The following is a 371-nucleotide window of genomic DNA, read 5'->3' as shown; positions in this document are numbered from 1 at the left end:
CGCCTTCGCGGGGCCCGCGACCGGCACCGCCGCGGTTTGCCACGTGGACGTGCCGCTGGCGGCGATGCGCGCGATCGGCCGCGCCGGCGGGGCGACCCTCAACGACGTGTATCTGGGCGCCTTCGCGCACGCCGTGCACCGGCTGCACTGGCAGGGCACCGGCCTGATCCATCCGCCGCTGCCGGTGACCATGGCGATGTCCACGCGAGCCCCCGGCCGAGCGGCCGCACCGGGCAACGCGCTGGTCAGCGTCCGCCTCCAGTTGCCCTGCCACCGGACCACCGCCGCCGAGGCGCTCGCGGCCGTGGTCGCCCGGACCGCACGCGTGCGCGACGACCGTCGCCGCGACGTCGCCCGACTGACCCTGGCCG

The 371-nt window shown here is 77.6% G+C and carries 1 pseudogene; it reads left to right on the top strand.

The features are described 5' to 3' along the window. Window positions 1-43: 43 nt before the first annotated feature. Window positions 44-371 (top strand): annotated as a pseudogene (locus GT354_RS24885) (condensation protein); the annotation flags it as partial.

It is taken from the genome of Streptomyces sp. SID3343, assembly GCF_009865215.1.
Taxonomy (GTDB): domain Bacteria; phylum Actinomycetota; class Actinomycetes; order Streptomycetales; family Streptomycetaceae; genus Embleya.
The sequence above is the reverse complement of the archived record's forward strand: the minus strand, read 5'-3'. Positions and strand labels throughout refer to the sequence as shown.